The 18,907-nt window shown below is 68.2% G+C and carries 19 protein-coding genes; 9 read left to right on the top strand and 10 right to left on the bottom strand.

What is annotated here, in order from left to right:
• Positions 1-70: 70 nt before the first annotated feature.
• Positions 71-805 (top strand): PHP-associated domain-containing protein, encoded by a 735-nt coding sequence (locus NBT82_RS02455; protein WP_251331330.1) that lies wholly within the window; start codon positions 71-73, stop codon positions 803-805.
• A gap of 17 nt (positions 806-822) precedes the next feature.
• Here the strand turns inward: NBT82_RS02455 and NBT82_RS02460 are convergent, their stop codons facing one another.
• Positions 823-1,329 carry a metal-dependent hydrolase gene (locus tag NBT82_RS02460; RefSeq protein WP_251330006.1) on the bottom strand — a complete coding sequence of 169 codons (507 nt, stop codon included), beginning with the start codon at positions 1,327-1,329 and terminating at the stop codon, positions 823-825.
• A gap of 86 nt (positions 1,330-1,415) precedes the next feature.
• On the opposite strand from NBT82_RS02460, the gene NBT82_RS02465 reads away from it, so the two are divergent.
• A complete protein-coding gene (locus tag NBT82_RS02465) occupies positions 1,416-2,513 on the top strand; it encodes a pyridoxal phosphate-dependent aminotransferase (protein ID WP_251331331.1) in 1,098 nt (365 codons plus the stop codon).
• Here NBT82_RS02465 and NBT82_RS02470 read toward each other — a convergent pair.
• Positions 2,510-2,806 carry a DUF7979 domain-containing protein gene (locus NBT82_RS02470; protein WP_251330007.1) on the bottom strand — a complete coding sequence of 99 codons (297 nt, stop codon included), beginning with the start codon at positions 2,804-2,806 and terminating at the stop codon, positions 2,510-2,512. The two genes, NBT82_RS02465 and NBT82_RS02470, sit on opposite strands and share 4 nt — an antisense overlap.
• A gap of 123 nt (positions 2,807-2,929) precedes the next feature.
• Here NBT82_RS02470 and NBT82_RS02475 point away from each other — a divergent pair, with 123 nt between their 5' ends.
• Both NBT82_RS02475 and NBT82_RS02480 read left to right on the top strand, forming a co-directional pair.
• A complete protein-coding gene (locus tag NBT82_RS02475; protein ID WP_251330008.1) occupies positions 2,930-4,072 on the top strand; it encodes an ArsA family ATPase in 1,143 nt (380 codons plus the stop codon).
• A gap of 56 nt (positions 4,073-4,128) precedes the next feature.
• A complete protein-coding gene (locus tag NBT82_RS02480; protein WP_251330009.1) occupies positions 4,129-4,293 on the top strand; it encodes a hypothetical protein in 165 nt (54 codons plus the stop codon).
• 8 nt (positions 4,294-4,301) lie between these two features.
• Here NBT82_RS02480 and NBT82_RS02485 read toward each other — a convergent pair whose 3' ends face one another.
• Both NBT82_RS02485 and NBT82_RS02490 read right to left on the bottom strand, forming a co-directional pair.
• Positions 4,302-5,126, bottom strand: a complete 825-nt coding sequence (locus NBT82_RS02485) for an SDR family oxidoreductase (protein WP_251330010.1) — start codon at positions 5,124-5,126, stop codon at positions 4,302-4,304.
• Between the two features lie 95 nt (positions 5,127-5,221).
• Entirely contained in the window at positions 5,222-5,704 is a 483-nt protein-coding gene (locus NBT82_RS02490; protein WP_251330011.1) for a DUF7984 family protein, read from the bottom strand.
• A 256-nt stretch (positions 5,705-5,960) separates the two neighbouring features.
• Between NBT82_RS02490 and NBT82_RS02495 the strand changes: the two genes are divergently transcribed.
• Both NBT82_RS02495 and NBT82_RS02500 read left to right on the top strand, forming a co-directional pair.
• Positions 5,961-7,880: a beta-CASP ribonuclease aCPSF1 gene (locus tag NBT82_RS02495; protein ID WP_251330012.1), complete on the top strand. Its 1,920-nt coding sequence runs from the start codon at positions 5,961-5,963 to the stop codon at positions 7,878-7,880.
• 13 nt (positions 7,881-7,893) lie between these two features.
• Positions 7,894-8,307: a dual specificity protein phosphatase family protein gene (locus NBT82_RS02500; RefSeq protein ID WP_251330013.1), complete on the top strand. Its 414-nt coding sequence runs from the start codon at positions 7,894-7,896 to the stop codon at positions 8,305-8,307.
• A gap of 3 nt (positions 8,308-8,310) precedes the next feature.
• On the opposite strand, the gene NBT82_RS02505 is transcribed toward NBT82_RS02500, so the two are convergent.
• Genes NBT82_RS02505 through NBT82_RS02515 form a run of 3 tightly spaced genes read right to left on the bottom strand, consistent with a single transcriptional unit; the run spans position 8,311 to position 9,765 of the window.
• Entirely contained in the window at positions 8,311-9,114 is an 804-nt protein-coding gene (locus tag NBT82_RS02505) for an endonuclease III domain-containing protein (RefSeq protein WP_251330014.1), read from the bottom strand.
• 36 nt (positions 9,115-9,150) lie between these two features.
• Positions 9,151-9,564: a DUF371 domain-containing protein gene (locus NBT82_RS02510; RefSeq protein WP_251330015.1), complete on the bottom strand. Its 414-nt coding sequence runs from the start codon at positions 9,562-9,564 to the stop codon at positions 9,151-9,153.
• 45 nt (positions 9,565-9,609) lie between these two features.
• Positions 9,610-9,765, bottom strand: coding sequence for a hypothetical protein (locus tag NBT82_RS02515; protein WP_251330016.1), 156 nt, complete (start codon positions 9,763-9,765; stop codon positions 9,610-9,612).
• 327 nt (positions 9,766-10,092) lie between these two features.
• Between NBT82_RS02515 and NBT82_RS02520 the strand changes: the two genes are divergently transcribed.
• The 3 genes from NBT82_RS02520 (at position 10,093) to NBT82_RS02530 (ending at position 13,244) form a co-directional block, all read left to right on the top strand.
• Positions 10,093-11,016 (top strand): coiled-coil protein, encoded by a 924-nt coding sequence (locus tag NBT82_RS02520; protein WP_251330017.1) that lies wholly within the window; start codon positions 10,093-10,095, stop codon positions 11,014-11,016.
• Positions 11,017-11,083: 67 nt separating this feature from the next.
• Positions 11,084-12,082 (top strand): signal peptide peptidase SppA, encoded by a 999-nt coding sequence (gene sppA / locus NBT82_RS02525; RefSeq protein WP_251330018.1) that lies wholly within the window; start codon positions 11,084-11,086, stop codon positions 12,080-12,082.
• A gap of 46 nt (positions 12,083-12,128) precedes the next feature.
• On the top strand, positions 12,129-13,244 hold the full coding sequence (locus tag NBT82_RS02530; RefSeq protein WP_251330019.1) for a DUF373 family protein: 1,116 nt from the start codon (positions 12,129-12,131) through the stop codon (positions 13,242-13,244).
• Between the two features lie 19 nt (positions 13,245-13,263).
• On the opposite strand, the gene NBT82_RS02535 is transcribed toward NBT82_RS02530, so the two are convergent.
• The 3 genes from NBT82_RS02535 to grpE form a co-directional block, all read right to left on the bottom strand.
• Entirely contained in the window at positions 13,264-14,085 is an 822-nt protein-coding gene (locus NBT82_RS02535) for an aldo/keto reductase (protein ID WP_345780671.1), read from the bottom strand.
• A gap of 59 nt (positions 14,086-14,144) precedes the next feature.
• Positions 14,145-15,380, bottom strand: a complete 1,236-nt coding sequence (locus NBT82_RS02540) for a digeranylgeranylglycerophospholipid reductase (RefSeq protein ID WP_251330020.1) — start codon at positions 15,378-15,380, stop codon at positions 14,145-14,147.
• A 69-nt stretch (positions 15,381-15,449) separates the two neighbouring features.
• Positions 15,450-18,878 carry a nucleotide exchange factor GrpE gene (gene grpE, locus NBT82_RS02545; protein ID WP_251330021.1) on the bottom strand — a complete coding sequence of 1,143 codons (3,429 nt, stop codon included), beginning with the start codon at positions 18,876-18,878 and terminating at the stop codon, positions 15,450-15,452.
• Positions 18,879-18,907: the final 29 nt, after the last annotated feature.

The raw sequence follows: 18,907 nt of genomic DNA on the forward strand, positions 1-18,907 counted from the left end.
AATAGCAACCACTAACTGCGCCGTCCGTTCAGTTGCTCCCGTGACCTCGGCAGGGTCGACCCGGATCGACATGCACGTGAAGGTCCTCGACGAGCGCGTCGTCCGACGGGCGAAGGCGTGCGGCCTGGACGCCCTCGTCTACGCCCCCCACTTCACGCGGCTCCCGGCCATCCGCGAGCGGGCCGCCCGCTTTTCCGACGACGAGTTGCTCGTCGTGCCCGCACGCGAGGTGTTCACCGGGCCGTGGCACGACCGGCGACACCTCCTCGCGATCGGTCTCGACTCGCCCGTCCCCGACTTCGTCACCTTCGAGGGCGCCCTGGCCGCGTTCGACCGGCAGAACGCCGCCGTCCTCGTCCCCCACCCCGAGATGCTGAACGTCAGTTGCACCCGTGACGACGTTGCCGCCCATCCCGAGGCGTTCGACGCCGTCGAGACGTACAACGCGAAGTGTCTCCCCCACCAGAACCGCCGCTGTCGAGCGGTCGCCCGCGAGACCGGACGGCCCGGATTCGGGTCGTCGTACGCTCACCTCCCGGGGACGGTCGGCGAGGCGTGGACGACGTTCGAACGGTCGGTCGACTCGACGGCCGACCTCGTCGACGCCCTGCGGACGGGAACGCCACGGCGCGTCGCTCACCGGGACGGCGTCGGCCACCGTCTGCGGGGGCTCGCGGAGTTCGCCCACCTCGGCTACGAGAACACGTGGGGGAAGGTCGATCGCATCTTCCTTTCGGGCACCGAACCCACCCATCCGAGCCACATCGCCTACGACGGACGGTTCGACGACGTGACGGTCTACTAGGCGGTCGCCGCGGCCCCTCACCCGAGGAAGACGTTCAGGACGCTGGCCGTGTTCCCCAGCGGAATCACGTAGAAGTGAACCCCAGCGAGAACGGCGAGTTCGAGGCCCGTGACGATCACCGTCACCAAGTCCGCGTACTTGCTGCTGGTGGTCACACCGGCGGGCAGTCCCCACTCCTGGCGCGTCAGCGGGTAGAAGAGGGCGATCCCCCGGCGACTGCCCACCACGTCGAGGAGGTAATGAGTCGCGATGCCGATCCAGACGAACTGGAGGTTGTCGAAGACGACGGGGAAGCCGACGAAGATCGCGAGCACGAACAGGTTGTGCAGCGTCTTGCGGTGTTTGCCGAAGGCGGTGTCGACGTCGGGAAAGAGTGCCCCGAGGACGACGGGAACGGAGAGTTTGGCGATCGATTCGGCGGTGGCGAGTGCGGTGTCGGCCGTGAGTTCGGTCGGTGCCGAGAGCACGACGCCCAGGCCGACGCTCAACAGTGCGGCGTTGAGCACGTGTCCTTTCTTGTTCACGTCGCGGCGTTCGCCCCCTCCCGACACAAGCGTGTCGGCACGGGACGGAGCGAAAGAGGGATTTGATGTCCGTCCGGAGAGCGACCATGGACTACGAGACGCCGCTTTTCTTTCACGTCATGCAGTACGCGTCCGCAGCCGACCGGGACGTGATCGATCTGGTGAGCGGGGGCCCCGACTGGGAGCCGCCGACGGCGCTTCGCGAGGGACTGCGGGCGTACGCCGACGTCGACCCCGCGGAGTTTCAGTATCCGCCGAGCGACGGCCTGCGCGCCCTCCGCGGGGAGATCGCCGCGCGCCGGGGTGTCGACGTCGACCGTGTGATCGTCACGAACGGCGCTGGCGAGGCGAACTACCTCGCGATGGCGGGCGCACTCGACCGCGACGCGGGATCGGAGATCCTGCTGACCGACCCTGTCTACCCGTACTACCCCGGCAAGGCGAAGATGCTCGGTGCCGACGTGACGCTCGTTCCCGTCGCCGACGACGGCGGCCTCGACGTGGCCGCCATGCGCGAGGCGGCGAGCGACCAGACGGCGGCCATCCTGATCAACTCGCCGAACAACCCGACCGGCGCGGTGTACGGGGCCGACACCGTCGCGGCGATGGCCGACCTCGCGGCCGACCACGACGCCGTCCTCATCTCCGACGAGGTGTACGACCACTACGACTTCTCCGGGCGCTTCGAGAGCGCACTGGGTGTCGACGGCGACCACGTGGTCGTCACCAACTCCTACTCGAAGTCGATGGCCGTGACCGGTCTCCGCGTGGGGTACGGGGTCTTTCCCCCCCACCTCGCCGATACCGCCCGCACGCGACACATGCTGGTGAACGTGACGGGCGCCCGCCCGTCACAGGCGGCGGTCCTCCGGGCCCTCCGGGAGACCGGCCCCGAGTATTACGAGGCGTCGCGCAACCTCCTGTCCGAGCGCATCGACGCCTTCACCGACGCCCTCGACGAGGCGGGCGCGGAGTATCTCGCCCCGGAGGGCGCCTTCTACGTCTTCGCCCGCTTCGAGGGGTTCCCCGGGACCCTGGAGAACGTCGAGCGTCTGGTCGACGAGGCCGGCGTCGCCTGCATGCCCGGGGACACGTTCGGCACGTACGACGATTGGGTCCGGTTCGCGCTCGTCACGCCGCGGGCCGAGGAGGCCGCCCGACGACTGGCTGACTACGACTTCTAACAGACCACGACGCTCGCGCGGTGGTACGTCCCCTCGGACGCCACGACGTCGATGTCGTACCACGCCCGCGTGAAGTCCTCGACGCTCCCGTTTCGGGCCCGGTCGAACGTCGCGCGCTGCTCGGCGGTGAGGGTGTCGTAGGCGACGGCCGATTCGCGATCCGCGGGTTCCTCGCCGAGTTCGTAGACGGTCAGGGTCGGCGGACAGTCCGTGCCCACGAACGCCGTGGGACCCGGCGTGGGCGTCGCCGTTGTGCCCCCGCCGAGACAGCCCGTGACGGCGACACAGGCCACACGGCGACGCCGAGCAGCGCCCGTCCGGTGGGGCGCCCGTGCATACCCGACCCATCCAGTCGCGTTCGGTACGTGTCTTCCCGGTATCGACGGGTACAGGTGTCCGGATCGTCTGCCTCCGGTATGAGCGAACTCGACGTGGAGCCGGTCGACGCGGTGGACGAGCCGGACGAGGGGAACGACGCCGACCCGACGCTGGTCGACGTCGAGGCGACGGAACTGCCCGAGACCGTCGACGCGCCGGAGTACGTCCTCTACGGCGGGAAGGGCGGCGTCGGCAAGACGACGATGGCGGCGGCGACGGCGCTCTCCTCGGCCGCCGCGGGCACGGCGACGCTCGTCGTCTCGACCGATCCCGCCCACTCCCTCTCGGACACCCTCGACGTCGAGATTCCGTCGACGCCGACGCGCATCCGGGAGGCGGATCCGCTGTGGGCCGCGGAGATCGACCCCGAGGCGGCGATGGAGGAGGGGCTGTTCGGCGAGGGCGGCGTCGGGGTGGAAGGCGAGGGGACTCCCGGTGGAGACGGCGACGCCGTCGGTGGCGGCGCACCTCTCGGCGGACTGGGCGACCTCGGCGAGGCGCTCGGGGACGACGCCATCGACCCGCTGATGGGGGGATCGATGCCGGGGGCCGACGAGGCCGCCGCGATGCGCCAACTGCTCGAATATCTCGACGACCCCCGGTTCGACCGCGTGGTGATCGACACGGCGCCGACGGGTCACACCCTGCGTCTGCTGGAACTGCCCGAGGTGCTCGACTCGATGGTCGGCCGCCTGCTCTCCATGCGCGAGAAGTTCTCGGGGATGATGGAGGGGTTCAAGGGGATGTTCGGCGTCGGCGGCGACGCCGCAGAGGGACCCGATCTGGACGACCTCCGGGATCGGATCGAGCGCCTCCGGGCGGTCCTGCAGGATCCCTCCCGCACCGACTTTCGGGTGGTGATGGTGCCCGAGGAGATGAGCGTCGTCGAATCCGAGCGGCTGATCCGCCGACTCGACGAGTTCTCCATCCCCGTGAACACGGTCGTCGTCAACCGCGTGATGGAGGATCTGGCGGACGTGGCCGACGTGGACACCGAGTGGGTGGTGTCGCCCAACCTGGCGGACTGCGAGTTCTGCCAGCGGCGCTGGGACGTTCAGCAGAACGCCCTCCGTCGGGCGAGCGACCTGTTCCGGGGCCACGAGGTGAAGCGCGTACCGCTGCTGGCCGACGAGGTGCGCGGGGAACGGGCCCTGCGGGTCGTCGCCGCCTGTCTCGCGTAGTCGGTGCGATCCCCGCGGCCGGAACGCATACCATCGTCACGGCCATACGCGCCACCATGACGGATCGCGAGCCGAAGCCGAAGCCGAAGACCCCGCTCTCGCCGTACTACCCGTCGGACGTCCCCGACGTTCCGGGGAACGGCCGGACGTGGGTGGCGATCCTGCTGGCGGCGACGCTGCTCCTCGGTGCCGTCTACGCCTTCCTCTCGGCGTTCGTCTGAGGCCGACGTCAGCGCAGCCGGTCCAGCAGCCCGAACGCCCGGTCGCGCAGTCGGTCGGGAACGAACCGGCCGAGGACGCTCACCCTGGCGAGGGTGCCGACCGGGATCCGGCTCGCGGGTTTGGTCGAACTCGCGGCGTTCAGGACGTCCTCGGCGACTCGATCGGGCGACACCGCGCCCGGGCCGCCGCCGCCGATGGCCTGCGTGTCCTCGAAGACGTCGTAGAAAGACTCGTAGGCGCCCGAGCGTTCGACGCCGTCGATCTCTTCCTCGGCGCGCTGGGTGAACGCGGTATCGACGGGGCCGGGTTCGATCAGGACGGCGTCGATGCCGTACTCGTCCACTTCGGCCCGGAGGGCGTCGGTCATGGCTTCGACGGCGAACTTCGAGCCGCTGTAGACGCCGCCCCCGGGAAAGGAGAGGCGGCCGGCGACGCTGGATACGTTGACGATCGTTCCCTCGCGGCGGCGGCGCATGTGCGGCAGGACCGCGCGCGTCAGCCGATGGACGCCGTAGACGTTCACGTCGAACTGCCGGTGGACCGCCTCGACGGGCACGTCCTCGATCGGGCCGAACTGGGCGTAGCCGGCGTTGTTGACCAGACAGTCGATCCGTCCCTGCTCGTCGAGCACCCGGTTGACGACCCGATCAACGTCGTCGTCCTCGGTCACGTCGAGTTTGGCGACCGTACACCCACGGTCGCCCAGCGTCTCCACGTCCGCAGGGTTGCGGGCGGTGGCGTACACCCCCCACTCCGCGTCGAGGAAGGCCTCGGCAGTCGCACGACCGATACCGGACGAACAGCCCGTGATGAGGACGGTCTTCGGTTGCACACGCCACTCGTCGATCCGGCGGCAGTTAACTCATGTACATCGCAGCGGCGGCGACGCGGCGGTCCTGGCCAAGATGTGGGACGGCACCCGGTCGCTCACTCCCGATCCACCGCGAAGGGGCTCTTTCGCTCGGTCCACTCCCACCCGGGTAGCCGGGTCTGGAACCCCGCGGCCAGCGCGGCGTCGAGGTCGTCGGCTCCCGCGCCGCCCTCGGTGTGGGTAAACACGTCTGCGAAGTGGAAGGTGGCCTGGGCGAGCAGGGAGAAAGGCCGACCGCCGGCGATGGTGGCGGCGAGTTCCCGCCCGAGTACCTCGTCGACGACGAACCCCGGATAGTCGTCGATCACGTCGAGATCACGGAGGAGAGCGACGTATGCGGCGACGTTGACCGCGCGAGCACCGTCCGCGAAAACGACCGTCACCTCCTCGCGGTAGGCGGCAGGCGTGACGTGACCGACCTCGACGCCGAAGCAGTCGGCGAGGCGATCGCGTGTCTCGTTGATCAGCGGGACGACCGTCTCGGTCCGGTCGTGGATCCACTCGCGTTCGCGTGCCACGGCCGGCGGGGTGAGTTCCATACCCCTCGTCGACCGCCGATCGCCTTCGACTTTGCGAAGGCTTTTATAATACCCGACTGATAGGGTGAGCTAAGCGGGTTTTCGCTGCCTCTTCCCGCAGTCGAGCACCTCCCGTACAGCACGTACCTATGCGACCTCACGGCCCGACCGTGGTTCGGAACAGCCATCGTTCGGCACCGACCGTCCACACGGACGCGTCACCGACGACCGAGGATCGGACGGGGACGGCCGTACGGAGGGCTCTCAACCGGCACATATGAGCTCCGTAGACAAGCAACTCGAGGAACTGAAAGCAGAGATCGAAGACGAACTACCCCCTGGTATCTCCGTATCCGACGTCAAATACGAGGGCCCGGAACTGGTCGTGTACACGCGTGACCCGAAGGAGTTCGCCAGCAATGGTGATCTGATTCGGAAGCTAGCGAGCAAGCTTCGCAAGCGCATCACGGTGCGCCCCGATCCCGACGTGTTGATCGACGCCCGCGAGGCACGCGAGCGGATCCGGAGCGTGATTCCCGAGGACGCGGGCGTGACCGATCTGGATTTCCACGTCGACACCGGCGAAGTCGTCATCGAGGCGGAAAAACCGGGAATGGTCATCGGCCGCCACGGCTCGACGCTCCGGGAGATCACCAAGGAAATCGGCTGGACGCCCGAGGTGGTCCGCACACCACCCATCGAATCCTCGACCGTCTCGAACGTCCGAAACTTCCTCAAACAGGAGCGCGAGGAGCGCCGCGACATCCTCGAACGCGTCGGTCGACAGATCCACCGCGAGGAGATGGCCGACGACCAGTGGGTGCGCATCACCACCCTCGGCTGCTGCCGGGAGGTCGGCCGTGCGAGTTTCATCCTCTCGACCGCCGAGACGCGCGTACTCGTCGACTGTGGCGACAAGCCCGGCGCCGAGGGCGAGGTGCCATATCTGCAGGTGCCCGAAGCGGCGCCACTCAACTCCATCGACGCCGTCATCCTCACCCACGCCCACCTCGACCACTCCGCGCTCATCCCGCTGCTGTTCAAATACGGGTACGACGGCCCGATCTACTGCACCGAACCTACCCGGGACCTGATGGGCCTACTCACGCTCGACTACCTCGACGTGGCGGTCAAGGAGGGGCGCACGCCGCCCTACGAGAGTGAGATGGTTCGCGAGGCGATCAAACACACAGTTCCCCTCGAATATGGCGACGTGACCGACATCGCGCCGGACGTAAAACTCACGTTCCACAACGCGGGGCACATTCTCGGCTCCGCAATCTCCCATTTCCACATCGGCGACGGCCTCTACAACGTCGCGTTCTCGGGTGACATCCACTACGAGGATACTCGGCTCTTCAACGGCGCCGTCAACGACTTCCCGCGGGTGGAGACGCTCGTCCTCGAATCCACCTACGGCGGTCGGAACGACTATCAGACCGATCAGGAGGACTCCGAGCGCAACCTACTGGAAATCATCAACGAGACCCACGAGAAGGGTGGCAAGGTCGTCATCCCGGCCTTCGCCGTCGGGCGCTCCCAGGAGATCATGCTCGTTCTTGAGGAGGCGATGCGAAGCGGGAAGATTCCGGAGATGCCCGTCCACCTCGACGGCATGATCTGGGAAGCCACGGCCATCCACACGACGTATCCCGAGTATCTCCGTGACGACCTCCGGGACCGAATCTTCCACGAGGACGAGAATCCCTTCCTCGCCGAGGAGTTCAACCACATCGACGCCGGCGAGGACGAACGCCAGGAAGTGACCGACGGCGACCCGGCGATCATCCTCTCGACCTCGGGGATGGTCACCGGCGGACCGATCATGTCGTGGCTCCGCCACCTCGGCCCCGACCCGGACTCGACGCTCGTGTTCGTCGGCTACCAGGCCCAGGGGACCCTCGGGCGCCGCATCCAGAACGGCTGGGACGAGATTCCGATGAACGACCGCGAACGCGGTGGCCGCGGCAACACCCTCTCCCTGAACATGAACGTGGAGACGGTCGACGGCTTCTCCGGCCACGCCGACCGGCAGGGACTGGAGAACTTCGTCAAGACGATGAACCCACGTCCGGAGAAGGTACTCTGTGTCCACGGCGACGAACGCTCCGTGCAAGACCTCTCCTCGGCGCTCTATCACGACTACAACATGCGGACGTTCGCGCCGAAGAACCTCGAAACGTTCCGGTTCAAGTGATCGCGGAGCGGCCATGAGACGCCAACTGACCGATCGTCTCTACGTCGGGGATCGGACCGCAGCGCGGAACATCGAGGACCTGACCGAGGCGGGGATCACCGCCGTGCTCAGGCTAACACACGGTACGCCCCCTCCGTACCCCGACTCGCTGACCGTCATCGAACGGCCGCTGGTCGACGGGCCACAGAACGACCTCTCGAACTTTCGGGTCGCGACCGATCGACTGACTGCGTTGCTCGACGCCGACGAGACGGTTCTCGTCCACTGTTCGGCGGGCAGTTCCCGGAGCGTCGCCGTGGCCGGTGCCGTACTCGCACGGCGGGAGGGTGTCGACGTCGAGACGGCGCTCACCCGCCTACAGTCGGTACACCCCGAGGCCGATCCACACCCCGCGCTGGTGGATCACGCCCGTCGCGTCGTCGAGTGAGTCTCAGTCGTCGACCTCGACTGGATCGACTACCTTTCCTGCCCCGGTATCGATGCCCACTCGATCGCACAGATCGACGAGCGGGCACGCCGCCGGCCCGTCGAGACACGCCGGGCTCCGCGCCGAACAGTACTCGCGGCCGAACTGGATCATGGCGGTGTGACCGAAGCCGCACTTCTCCGTCGGCACTGCCGCCTCCAGAGCCTCCCGAACCTCCTCGTGGTCGGCGTCGGCCGGCGCCACCCCCATCCGGCGGGCGATGCGGTGGACGTGGGTGTCGACGGGGAAGACGCCGCCCCGACCGCCGGAAAACAGGAGGACACAGTCGGCAGTCTTCGGGCCGACCCCACGCATATCGAGCAGCCGATCGCGCACTGCGTCGGGGTCGCCCTCGCGGACGAACCGGTCGAACGCGTCGGCGTCCCCGAAGTCGGTGACGACCTCCTCGGCGCTCTCGACGATCACCCGCGACTTCTGGTTGTGGAGGCCGGCGGGCTGGATGACGCCGGCGAGTTCCTCGCGGTCTGCGGTCGCGAGCGCCGCTGCGAGGTCGCCGTCACCGCCGTATCGGTCCATCAGGGCGTCGAAGGCCGGCTGACTCGCGGTGTCGCTGGTGTTCTGACTCAGGATCGTCCGGACGAGACAGGGAAAGGCGTCGCGTCCGCGGTAGGCCTTCCGCCAGTAGACATCGCCAAGCGCGTCGACGACGGCTTCGGCACGGGTCTCGGGGTCGCCGGTGGCGAAGCGGGCCTCGGCGCCGCCGCCGTCGGCGCCGCCGCTGATGTTCCTCGCGGGTTCGTCGGGCATAGCGGTCGAACGGGGCGGAGCGAAAAAAGCGCGGCGTCACTCGACGGCGAGCGTGAGGGTGCAGTCGGCGCCGCCGGCCAGCGCCGCGACCAACGACCGGTCGAGGTCGGCCGCAGCGGCGTCGGCACCGACGGCGACGGTGCGGTCGTCGACGTAGGTGCTCGTCCGGACGACGGCGCTTCGGTCGCTCTCGAAGGTGAGGTCGGGATGACCACGCGCGGCGACCTCGTGAGTGGCGTCGGCGGCGGCGAGGCGCAAGGTGATCGTCGCCGCGGGATCGCGACAGGCGTCGGCGAAGGCGTCGGCGAAGTCGGCGGGCGCCCGGTCGGCCTCGACGCCGACGATGCAGTCGCCAGCCGGCGTCAACCAGTCGTCGGTCGTCACCTCGAACGTACTCCCGTGGGTCGCGGCGACGTGTTCGTGGCCGCGTGCGCGAACGACCTCTCGCATGGTCGGTCGTCGCCGCCGGGCGGGTTTAGCGGTACCGAATCGCAGTCACTCCCTGACGACGGTGACCGTCACCGCACCACAGACACACTCGTAGGCGCGCCGCTCGCCCGCGTCGGTCCGCATCGCCACCATCAGGGCGTCGTCGTCGAGGGGTCGATCACAGCCGGCCGCCTCGCAGGTACTCGTGAGGTTCTCGAGCATACCCAATGGTCGTCGGGCAACCGACATGAACCCGTGCCATCCGCGCGGTGAAACTGAAACTGAAGCGGCGCCCCCGACGGTCGTTTATATAGTACCCCGCAGCCGTTGTGAACAGTTCACACGGCCGGTACAGCGGTCCTTGATACCGTTTCGCAGCCCTTCGCCCACCGAAGTATTTATGTACATGTCGGCTGTACATGTTGTTACCAACGCGCCTCCGGCGCGTGGCGGCATCGCACGCAGAATGATCGGGAATTCTTATTCACGGTTGGTTGCGCGACGAGGAGCCGCCAGTCCGCCCGGAGCGGTGGTATCGAGGTTTCAACAATGGTAACAACAGAAGAAGTACTCAGCGAATTCGACGTCGCGGCACTCGAAGACGAGAACAACGTCGAACTCACCGACGATCAGATCGAAAACGACTCGAAGGGACAGCTCATCAAACTCGCCGGCCAGCTTCGTGACCGACGCAACGAACTCAACCAGATGGCGTCGGAGCGGGCCTCCAAGCGCGACGACCTGAACGCCGAGACGCGCGAGAAGGTCGACGAGGCCCAGGAACACCGCGAGCAGCGCGACGAGCTGAACGAGAAGGTCCAAGAGCACAAGGAGAGCCGGAACGAGCTCAACGCGAAGGCCAACGAGCTCTTCGACGAGGTCGAGGAGATGAAACAGGACCTCGAACTCGGCGACGGCAAGGACCTCGAAGAGCTCGAAGAGGAGATCGAGCAACTCGAGTTCCGTCAGCAGACCGAGGTGCTGAGCGCCGAGGACGAGCGCGAACTCATCGAGAAGATCGAGGACAAACGCGAGGAGTACCAGCAGCGCAAGGAGAAACTCGACGACGCGAGCGAGCTCGAAGAGCTCGTCGACGAGGCCGAGGAGGTCCGCTCGGAGGCGTCCCAGCACCACCAGAAGGTGACCGAACTGGCCGACAAGGCCCAGGAACACCACAACCAGATGATCGAGGCCTATCGCGAGGCCGACGAGATCCGCGACAAGGCCGACGAGATGCACGAACTCTTCGTCGAGGCCCAGGAAGCGGCCGACCGCCACCACGAGGACTTCGTCCGCGTCCAGAAGCGCCTGCGTGAACTCGACAAGGAAGAGGAGCAGGAACAGCAGGACGAGCGCCAGGCCGAGCGCGAGGCCGCCAAGGAGGAGGCCGAGGAGATCTACCAGAAGTTCAAGGAAGGGGAGACCCTCGACACCGAGGACCTGATGAAGCTCCAGAAGACCGGCCTGCTGTAGTTCGGTTCTATCGACGTGCGTGTTTTTATGCCGATCCGTCCCCCAGCACCGCGCATGGTGAACGAGTGTGAGTGAAGACGACCTCGGTCGACTCGCGGTCGTGATCGCCGGCGGCTTCGCCGCGGCGATCCTCGGGTTCCTCCTCTTTGTGGTCCTCCCCGGATCGCTCGCGGATTTCCTCGGGATGGTGGTGACCGTCGGCGCCGTGATCCTCGGTGTACGGGCGGCGGGCAACCTGGCCGACTCGCTCTTTCCGGACTACAACGCCGCGGAGGTGGCCGTCGAGGGGCCGATCACCCGCGACGTCTCGGCGCCCGGACCGGTCCCTGGCGGTGCCCTCGGTACCACCGCCGACGACGTGGTCGAGGCAATCGAGCGCGCGGACGAGGACGAGGCCGCCGACGCCCTGCTGATGAAACTCGACACGCCGGGAGGAGAGGTGGTCCCGAGCGACGACATCCGGCAGGCAGCCGTCGAGTTCGACGGGCCGACCGTGGCCTACGCCACCGACGTCTGTGCCAGCGGCGGCTACTGGATCGCGAGCGGGTGTGACGAACTCTGGGCCCGTCGGGCGAGCATCGTCGGGAGCATCGGCGTCATCGGTTCCCGGGTGAACGTCTCGGACCTCGCCGACGAGTTGGGCGTCTCCTACGAGCGCTTCGCGGCGGGGGAGTACAAGGACGCCGGCATGCCCCTGAAGGAACTCTCGGCGGACGAACGCGAGTACCTTCAGGGATTGATCGACGGCTTCTACGACGACTTCGTCGAGCGCGTGGCCGAGGGACGGGACATGGATCCCGACGCGGTGCGTGACACCGAGGCGCGGGTGTATCTCGGAACTGACGCCCACGACCTCGGGTTGGTCGACGACATCGGCGACCGGGACGCCGTCGAGGATCACGTGGCCGACCTGCTCGACGAGGAGGTGTCGGTCCGCGAGTTCACGCCGGAACGGGGACTGGCTGCCCGTCTGCGTGGCGGCGCGACGGCGGTCGCGTACGCCTTCGGCGCCGGGATGGCCGGCGTCGTGGCCGACGACGAGCGCGGGTTCCGGCTCCGGTTCTAGCCTCCCCGGCGGGGGATATTTATTCCCGTGGAGAGTTCTCACGACCGTGACAACGTTGGTCCTGTGTGTCGACCGCGCCGACGACATCGGGCGGACGGTCGGCGTCTCGATGCCCGTCGACGGCTGGGACGCGGTGCGGTCGCTGGTGACGGAGGTCGGCCTGGCGGATCCGGAGGACTCGACCGTGAACTGCCTGCTGGAGGCGTTGCGGGTCACGCGGGACCTTCAGGGGGACGGCGAGGACGCCATCGTCGCCGTCGTCTCGGGGACGGGCGACTCCGCCGTCGGCGCCGATCGGTCGGTCGCCGCCCAGATCGACGACCTCCTCGACCGGTACGACCCCGACTCGGCGATCATCGTCACCGACAGCGCGGACGACGAGCGGCTGATCCCCATCGTCGAGAGTCGTCTTCCCGTCGACTCCGTCGACCGGGTGGTCGTCCGTCAGGCCCGCGACATCGAGTCGACGTACTACCTCCTCAAGCAGTTCCTCGCCGACGAGGAACTCCGGTCGACCGTGCTGGTGCCACTCGGGGTAGGGCTGCTCCTCCTGCCGGTGTTGCTGATCCGGTTCTCGCTCCCCGTTGCGCTCGCCGGTCTGGCCTCGCTGCTCGGGGCCGCCGTCCTGTATAAGGGACTCGCCATCGACACCTACCTCGCCAGGCTCCCGGACCGGATTCAGGACGCCCTCTACTCCGGACAGGTGTCGGTCGTCACCTACGCCGTGGCGGGTGGACTCGCCCTCGTCGGCGCCTTCCTCGGAGCGCTCGCCGTCGAGACGAGCGCGGAGGGCGTCGTCGTTCCGGTCATGCAGTTCGCGTACAGCGCCATTCCCTGGCTGGCGCTGGCGGCGCTCACGGCCAGCGCCGGCCGACTCCTCGACGAACTCATCGACTCGGATCGAATCCCCCGCCCGTACCTGAATCTACCCTTCGGCGTCGTCGCCCTCGGCCTCGTCGTCCGTGGGTTCGCGGGATACTTCCTCGAACGGGAGAACGTCCTCGCGAACCTGCGGCTCGCGGGGATCACGGTCCCACCCACCGAACGACTCGCGCTTTTTGTCGTCTCGGCCATCGTCGTCTCGCTGGTCGGGGTTCGGGTAGCCGCGAGCGTCGCCGACCATCCGGCGGAGGACGCCGACACGGACGCCGAACGGTCCTGAGGGACGGACCGTCGTCGGGCTACCAGGGCGCGAAGCCGGGGTCGATCATCCGCTCCTCGCGGTCGATGCCGTCGATCGTCGCCACGTCCACGTCGTCGAGGTCGAGCGTCCGCGACGACCAGTTGTCGCGGATATGTGCCTCGCCCGTCGCCTTCGGGATGGCCGTCACGCCCTTCTCGCGGAGCCACGCGAGCGACACCTGTGCCTCGCTGACGCCGTGTTTCTCGGCGACCGACTGGATCTCGGGCACCTCGAACACCTCGCCGCGGGCGAGCGGCGAGTACGCCACCACCTCGATCCCGTGGTCGGCACAGTGGGCACGGAGTTCCGCCTGGGGGTGGAGGGGGTGACACTCGATCTGGTTGGCGAAGATCGGCGCGTCGGTCGTCTCGACGGCCTCGGTCACCAGATCCGGTTCGAAGTTGCTGATGCCGACGCGGTCGATCAGGCCGTCGTCGTACAGGGCGTCGAAGGCGCCGAGCGTCTCGGCGGGGTCGTACGCTCCGGCCGGCCAGTGGACGTAGAGTAGGTCGACCGCGTCGACGCCGAGGCGCTCCAGACTCTCCTCGGTCGAGGCGCGGACGTCGTCGGGGGCGAGGTTGTCGATCCACACCTTCGTCGCTAGGAACACGTCCTCGCGGGGGACCGACGAACGCGCGATGCCCTCGCCGACGTGTTCCTCGTTGTCGTAGGCCTGTGCGGTGTCGACGTGGCGATAGCCCATGTCCAGAGCCGTCGCCACCGCGTCCGCACAGGCGTCGGGCGCCGCGTTCTGCCAGGTTCCGAGCCCGAGGACCGGCATGTCGTTCGAGCGTTGCACGTCGCTGGAGGAGTGAGACATGACCGGATCGAGGGTGGAGACACCGAAACCAGTTGTGGAAGCACCGATTCGTGCCGGTACTATCCGGCCAGGCGCTCCCTCGCGAACTTCCCGAGCAGGGGCACGTCACGGAGGTGGAGAAGCTTCAGCATCGCGCGGACGTTGCCCGCGTTGGCCTTCGCCAGCATGTCGCTGTCGGCGCTCCGGAGGTCCGCCATCAACGTGTCGTACCGGTCGTTGGGCGCGAGATAGAGGAGTTCGGTCATCAACAGGCGCTCGCGCATTCGGGGTGCGACCTCGCTGTGCCAGAGCTTGCTGTACACCGACATCGCCTCGGCGGACGTATCGGGGTCCGCCTCGGTGAAACACCGATCGGCGGTGATGGCGGCCATGCGTCCCGACTTCATCCCCTTGTGGATACCCTCGCCCCAGAGCGGATCGATGGTCGGCACCGCGTCGCCGATGGCCATGAAGCCGTCCGTACAGAGCTGTCCGGGCATCTGAATGTGGGCCGAGCCGCGGTGTTGCTGTTTCTCGGAGATACGTTCGGTGTCGGCGAAACGCGGGTCGGTGTCGAGCCAGTGGTGGAGGTAATCGTCGATGCTTGCCCCGTCGCGGCCGTACCGCTCGTGACTCTCGTTTTGAATGTAACAGAGGCCGACTTTCGCGGTGTCGCCGCCGGTGTGGAAGACCCAGGAGTACCCTCCGGGGGCGTACTCGTGGTCGAGGCGGAGCATCATCGCGTCGGTGAGGTCGGCGTACTCCGGGTGGTCGACGTCGACGCCGGCTAGCTCCCACTCGATCCCGATGGCTTGCTGTTCTCGGCGTAGGTCGCTCACGCCGAGTTCCTTGGCCAGCGGCGCGGCCGGTCCCGTCGCGTCGACGACGATGTCGGCGTATGCCTCCTCGTCGCCCGCGTACCGGACGCCCTCGATCACGCCGTCGGCCATGATCGGTCCGTTCACACGGGCGTCGAAGCGGTAGGTCGCACCCTCCTCGCACCCCTCGCTTACCAGCCACTGCTTGAACTCGGCGAACTCCAAGACTGCACCGGGCTGGTGCTGGACGTAGTGGTCGTTGGGCGACTCCAACACCACGTCGTCCGTGTAGTTCATCACCACCTCGTCAGGTACGCCGAAGGATGCCATCATCGAGGGGAAGGTGCCGGCAGTCGACTTGTTGCTCTGGCGGGGGAACCCGTCCTCGGCCTCCGCCTCGAGGACGAGCACGTCGTAATCCCGCTGAGCGAGGTCGCGGGCACACTGGGCTCCCGCGGGCCCGGCGCCGGCGACGATCACGTCGAAACGGTCGGACATACCCTTCCCTACCGGGAGAGCGTAATCAGTCTTGCTGAACCGAGACGGGAGCGATACGTCCGGGCGATTTCACCGACGATCCCCGCTTTCGGTGCCGGTCGATCGGACGTCGCCGTCGTATACTTTTTCCAACACGTCCCGAAGCGCGTCACGGAGGTAGAGCGTCGACTCGTAGCGATTCCCCCGCTCGGTCGCCAGCGCGGTCAGGAGGACGTCGTCAAGGGCTTCGGGGACGTCCGCGAAGTCGCTCGGCGGCGGTGGCGTTTCGGTCCGGCGCCGTTCGGCGATCCGTCCGGCGTCACCGCGGAACGGCGGTCGTCCGGTGAACAGTTCGTAACAGACCGCGCCCAGTTGGTACACGTCGGTGACGGTGTCGACCGACGTGTCGTCGTCGAACTGCTCGGGTGCGGCGTACGTCGGGGTGTACTCCGCCGTCGTCCGCGGTCGTTCGAGCAGTCGCCGGGAGAGCCCCCAGTCGGCCACCTTCGGCACGTCCCATCCGCCCTCGACCGACCGGAAGAGGACGTTCGCGGGTTTCAGATCGAGATGGGCGACGCCGTGCCGGTGGGCGTGGTGGACGCCCCGCGTCGTCGCGACGGCGGTCCAGAGCGCCTGTGTCGTCGGCAGTTCCCCCGCCCGATCGCTCAGGTCCCCGCAGTCCATGAACTCCATCGCGATCCACGGAACCGGGCGCTCGCCCCAGTCGACGACGCCGACGACGTGGTCGTGATCGTCGAGGCCCGCCCACGTCCGTGCCTCGTCGACGAACCGTTCGCCGATCTCCGCGTGGAGAGTCCCCGAGAACCGCGGTTCCTTGAGCGCGACCGTCAGGCCGTCCCCCTCGACCGTCGCTTCGTAGACGTCGGCGCGGCCACCTCGGCCGATCCGGTCGCCCCGCACGAGCGCCCCGTAATCGAGGCCCCGGTCGGGTGCCCGAGGGACCTCCTCGGGTGGCCCGCGCTCCGCCGCCGCCGACCCGTCGCTCACGACGACCGTCGCCGGCCGTTCGACCCGCCCGTCCCGCGTGTAGCCGACCCGACGGACCTCCAGGATCGTCCCGCGCGGACGCGTCGACTCCACCGTCGTGCCCGCACTGTGCCGGTCGGGGTCAAGCCGCGTCCCCGGGGCGGGGTCGACGAGCGTGACCTCGCTCCGTTCGAGCGCGCCGTCGATCCGTCGTCGTGTGGAGCGAACCCACCCGTGGAGCCGGTCGACGGTCCGCGGATCGCCGTCGACCGCCCGGTCGATGTCGTCGGCGACCGCGACCACAGCCTCGTCGATCATCCCGGTCACTTCCCCGGCAGTCAGACGGTCGAGCTTCCGACGCGTCGCGCGCAACCCCTCCTGAATCGGTCCGGGGTCGTCGGCGTCGGCGTCGAGCGCCCGCGTCAGGTCGTCGCGGACATCGAGAAGGCGTTCGATCTCGTCGGCCGTCGGCGATCGGTCGGCGCGGCGGAACTTCGTCTCCTCGCAGTCTCGTCTTTCGGCATCATCGTCCGTCCCCGTGTCGTCGGTATCGGCATCGCCGTCCGTCTCGTCCGCCGCCGCGAACGTCCGGAACTGGGCCGTCTCGGCGGTGCCGTCCGTCTCGGCCGTCGACGAGACAGTCAGGACGCCGTCCGCGTCGACCGCGAACTCGATTCCGACCTCGGGAATACCCGCCGGTGCCCGCGGAACGTCCGGCACGGTGAACTCGCCGATCGGCTCCGGGTCGTCATCGCCGCACAGGGCCCGAACCCGGACGGACGTCTGGTTGTCCTCGCCCGTAGTGAACGTCTTCGACTCCCGGCAGGGGAGCGGCGTCCCCGCCTCGACGAGCGTTTCGAACCCACCCGTCGCCGTCTCGACCCCGAGGGCGGCCGGCAGGAGCGGTGGCCGAGTTATCCCGGGCACGTCGCCGGTGTGGACTTGATTCGTCGGGAGCGGTTCGTGGGTGTACGCCGGCCTGTAGGCGGCGATCCCCGCCGGATCTTCCGGCGGGACGTCGGGGAGATCCGAGTCGCCCGGTGCCTGCCCGAACAGGACCCACCGACTCCAGGCGACCGCCGAGTCGGTGAGCCGCGGCTCATCCCCGACCAAGAGGTCGCCCAGCGTCTTCCCGTCCGCGCTCTCGGCGCCGATGTTGACGAACTCGTTCTCGTCGACGTCGACGCGAACGTCGATCCGGGGCTCTCCGGCCGGCGCGTCCGGAATCCCCCCCGCCACGAAATCACCGAGATCGACGCCGTCGTCCCCGTGGATCCCGCCCTCCCGTATCCGAATCCGGGCCTCGCGTTGTCCGTCGACCGTCGTCGTGAACGTTTTCGATCCGTCGGTGGGGATCGACGTGTCCCGCTCGACGATCGGTTCGAAGTCCTCGTCGTCGACCACGACGCCGATCGGACGTGGACACTGATCGATCAGGACGACGTCGTCGATCGTTCCGGTGAGGATACCACCCTGGATCGCCGCTCCGAACGCGCCGGCGACGGCCGGATCGACGCCGGTCGAGGGAACCCGATCGACGGCCGCTTCTATCGCCTCCCGAACCGCGGGCATTCGCGTCGTACCCCCGGCGAGGACGACGTCGTCGACGTCGGCGGGTACGACGCCGGCCGCGTCGAGGACGGCCTCGATCCGCTCGACGAGACGGTCGCGGAGGTCGACGGTCATTCCGTTGAGTTGCTCCCGTGTCAGGGCCTCCTCCAAGTCGAGCGGGCCGTCGTCGGTGACGGTGACGAACGGCAGGTTGACCTCGGACCGCTCGCGGGCGGAGAGCTGGGTGCGGGCGTCGGCCGCCGCCTCGATCAGCCGTCGCCGGGACCCTGCGTCGTCCCGGAGGTCGACGCCGTGGTCGGCGTCGAACCGTTCCGCGAGGTGGTCCACGACCGCCCGGTCCCAGTCGTCGCCCCCGACGTCGCCCCCGCCGGTCGTCTCGGTGATGTACGCACCGCGGTCCACCTCGAAAAGGCCCACGTCGAACGTTCCCCCGCCGAGGTCACAGACGAGTACGTTCCGTTCGTCCCCGTGACCCGGTGTCGTGGCCATCGCGGCCGCCGACGTCGCGAGGACGATCCGCTCGGTCCGGAGGCCGGAGAGCGAAACCGCGTCCCGGAGCCGCCGTCGGTACGTCCTCGTCGCGCGGTTCGGGACCGTGAGGACCACGCCGCGCGGTGTCGACTCGTCGCCGTCCGTCGCTGCGGGGACGCCCCTCGCGACGACCGCCGCCGCGAGCGTCTCCGGCGGGTAGGAGACGTCGTCGACGACGAACGGGTCGCCCGTCCGGAGGCGATCGACGAGGTCTGTCGCCGTCCGTTCGGGGTGGGTTACCGCCCGACTGGCGGCGCGTTTTCCGGCCAGTAGCGTCCCGTCGTCGGCGACCGAGACGACCGTCGGGGTCGTCTCGCGACCCTCGGCGTTCATGATCGGTCGGGGGCGGTCGCCGTCGTAGACGGCACAGCGTGTCGTCGTGGTTCCGAAATCGAGTCCAACGATACTATCCTGCAGGGACGGTGACACGGTGAGATGGGGGTCGGTCGGCCGTGTTA

The organism is Haloplanus sp. HW8-1, from assembly GCF_023703795.1.
GTDB classification, from domain to species: domain Archaea; phylum Halobacteriota; class Halobacteria; order Halobacteriales; family Haloferacaceae; genus Haloplanus; species Haloplanus pelagicus.

What these genes read in the sequence shown, in the direction of transcription:
- NBT82_RS02515 (WP_251330016.1), bottom strand. Translation starts at nt 9,765, where the DNA reads ATGCTCGAGAACCTCACGAGTACCTGCGAGGCGGCCGGCTGTGATCGA.
- NBT82_RS02465 (WP_251331331.1), top strand. Translation starts at nt 1,416, where the DNA reads ATGGACTACGAGACGCCGCTTTTCTTTCACGTCATGCAGTACGCGTCC.
- NBT82_RS02500 (WP_251330013.1), top strand. Translation starts at nt 7,894, where the DNA reads ATGAGACGCCAACTGACCGATCGTCTCTACGTCGGGGATCGGACCGCA.
- NBT82_RS02510 (WP_251330015.1), bottom strand. Translation starts at nt 9,564, where the DNA reads ATGCGAGAGGTCGTTCGCGCACGCGGCCACGAACACGTCGCCGCGACC.
- NBT82_RS02480 (WP_251330009.1), top strand. Translation starts at nt 4,129, where the DNA reads ATGACGGATCGCGAGCCGAAGCCGAAGCCGAAGACCCCGCTCTCGCCG.
- NBT82_RS02520 (WP_251330017.1), top strand. Translation starts at nt 10,093, where the DNA reads ATGGTAACAACAGAAGAAGTACTCAGCGAATTCGACGTCGCGGCACTC.
- NBT82_RS02505 (WP_251330014.1), bottom strand. Translation starts at nt 9,114, where the DNA reads ATGCCCGACGAACCCGCGAGGAACATCAGCGGCGGCGCCGACGGCGGC.
- NBT82_RS02475 (WP_251330008.1), top strand. Translation starts at nt 2,930, where the DNA reads ATGAGCGAACTCGACGTGGAGCCGGTCGACGCGGTGGACGAGCCGGAC.
- NBT82_RS02490 (WP_251330011.1), bottom strand. Translation starts at nt 5,704, where the DNA reads ATGGAACTCACCCCGCCGGCCGTGGCACGCGAACGCGAGTGGATCCAC.
- NBT82_RS02535 (WP_345780671.1), bottom strand. Translation starts at nt 14,085, where the DNA reads ATGTCTCACTCCTCCAGCGACGTGCAACGCTCGAACGACATGCCGGTC.
- NBT82_RS02495 (WP_251330012.1), top strand. Translation starts at nt 5,961, where the DNA reads ATGAGCTCCGTAGACAAGCAACTCGAGGAACTGAAAGCAGAGATCGAA.
- NBT82_RS02455 (WP_251331330.1), top strand. Translation starts at nt 71, where the DNA reads ATGCACGTGAAGGTCCTCGACGAGCGCGTCGTCCGACGGGCGAAGGCG.
- NBT82_RS02540 (WP_251330020.1), bottom strand. Translation starts at nt 15,380, where the DNA reads ATGTCCGACCGTTTCGACGTGATCGTCGCCGGCGCCGGGCCCGCGGGA.